Source organism: Polaribacter sp. Asnod1-A03, from assembly GCF_045063585.1.
Classification (GTDB): domain Bacteria; phylum Bacteroidota; class Bacteroidia; order Flavobacteriales; family Flavobacteriaceae; genus Polaribacter.
Genome location: NZ_JBEFOE010000004.1, coordinates 1 through 1899 on the forward strand (window position 1 = coordinate 1; position 1899 = coordinate 1899).

Genomic DNA, 1899 nt, shown 5'->3' on the forward strand with positions numbered 1-1899 from the left:
GGATTTGAGAAGCGTTTTGAAAACATCGGAACGGTAGTTTATTCAGACTCCACATCGGCCTCCCAGTCTATTGCTAAAGAAATAGCAAGTTTAATAAAGGTAAAACAAAGTCAAAAACAACCATGTATTTTAGGGTTGGCAACCGGTTCTTCACCCAAGGGATTGTATGCAGAATTAGTACGTTTGCATAAAGAAGAAGGTTTGAGTTTTAAGAATGTAGTTTCTTTTAATTTGGATGAATACTACCCAATGGAACCAGATTCTGTAAATAGTTATGTTCGTTTTATGAATGAACAACTATTTAACCATGTTGATATCTTACCAGAAAACTGTTATGTACCAGACGGAACCTTACCAAAAGATAAGATTAGAGAATATTGTAGTCAGTACGAAGCAAAGATTGAAGCTTTAGGCGGTATCGATTTACAAATCTTAGGAATTGGAGGCAACGGACACATTGGTTTTAACGAGTCAGGATCTTTACAAAATTCAAAAACTAGATTAGTAGCTTTAGATCATATTACAAGAGTTGCCGCAAGTGGAGATTTTTCTGGATTAGCCAATACCCCAAGAACTGCAATTACTTTAGGAGTAAAGAAAATAATGGAAGCCAAAAGAGTAATCCTAATGGCTTGGGGAGAAAGCAAATCTAACATTATAAAAGAATCTGTAGAAGATGCAGTAACCAGTCATGTACCTGCTTCTTATTTACAAGAACATAATAATGCAGTATTTGTTTTAGATCAAGCAGCCGCTTCTAAGCTAACAAGAATCAATACACCTTGGTTGGTAGAGAAAATTATCTGGACAGACCAATTGATTAGAAAAGCAGTTTTAAGCTTAGCACTTTCATTAAAAAAACCAATTTTAATGTTGACAGATGCTGATTATATAGAAAACGGTATGAGTGATTTGTTGGCAGATTCCGGACCAGCATATGACATCAATATAAAAATATTTAACAAACTACAGAATACAATTACTGGATGGCCAGGAGGCAAGCCAAATTCTGATGATGCTAAAAGACCAGAGAGATCTACACCAGAAAAAAAACGTGTTTTAATCTTTAGTCCACACCCAGACGATGATGTAATTAGTATGGGAGGAACCTTTAAAAGATTACATGAACAAGGACATGAAGTACATTTAGGATATCAAACCTCAGGAAATATTGCAGTTGCAGATGATGAAGCGCTAAGATTTGCAAGTTTTGTATGTGATTACAACGAAAAATTTGGGATAGAAAGTCCAGAAGCAGAAGACATCTTTAAAAAAGCAGTAACTTTTTTAAAGAATAAAAAAACAAGTGAAGTAGACTCTTTAGAAGTAAGAAAAATAAAAGGGTTGATCAGACAAGGAGAAGCAAGAGCTGGGTGTCATTTTATCGGATTGCCAGATACTCAAATTCATTTTATGGAATTACCATTTTATGAAACCGGAGCAATCAAGAAAAATCCAATAGGAATTGCAGATGTAGAAATTACGAAAGCTTTAATCGAAAAGATTAAGCCTCATCAAATTTATGCAGCAGGAGATTTAGCAGATCCACACGGAACACACAAAGTATGTTTAGATGCTATTTTTGCCGCAGTAAAAGAATTAAAGCCAAAGAAGTTTATGGATGACTGTTGGGTTTGGTTGTATAGAGGTGCATGGCAAGAATGGGGAGTAGATGAGATAGAAATGGCAGTACCAATGGGACCAGACCAAGTATTAGAAAAGCGAAAAGCCATTTTTAAACATCAATCACAAAAAGACGGAGTTGTTTTTCAAGGAACTGATAGTAGAGAGTTTTGGCAACGAGCAGAAGACAGAAATAAAGAAACAGCGGAATTATATGATCAATTAGGATTGTCTCATTACGCAGCAATGGAAGCTTTTGTAAGATGGCATTATTAA

The 1899-nt window shown here is 35.3% G+C and carries 1 protein-coding gene; it reads left to right on the forward strand.

Annotated features, from left to right (window positions below; all coding sequences use genetic code 11):
* Positions 1-1899, forward strand: a 1899-nt coding sequence (nagB, locus tag ACJJVY_RS00070; RefSeq protein ID WP_405603883.1) for a glucosamine-6-phosphate deaminase, incomplete at its 5' end; no start/stop codon positions are given.